General features: G+C 25.8%; 1 protein-coding gene. It reads right to left on the bottom strand.

The window, feature by feature from the left end; translation table 11 throughout:
- On the bottom strand, positions 1-151 hold a 151-nt coding region (locus TP70_RS08635), incomplete at its 3' end, for a ParA family protein (protein WP_044361023.1).
- Positions 152-225: the final 74 nt, after the last annotated feature.

The following is a 225-nucleotide window of genomic DNA, read 5'->3' on the forward strand; positions in this document are numbered from 1 at the left end:
TTTGTATTTTTTCAGTTAAATTACTTTGAGGATCTGTATCAATTGCTAATACTTTATAACCATCTTTCGCTAATAAATAAGTAAGTATTTCTGTTAAAGTAGATTTACCTACACCCCCTTTAAAACAACCAATCGTTATTACTATTGTCATATAACCAAACCTCTTTTCTGATTCTGTTAATTACATTTTATTTATATCTATAATAACAAATATCTCAGCTATTC

This window comes from Staphylococcus microti, from assembly GCF_000934465.1.
Taxonomy (GTDB): Bacteria; Bacillota; Bacilli; order Staphylococcales; family Staphylococcaceae; genus Staphylococcus; species Staphylococcus microti.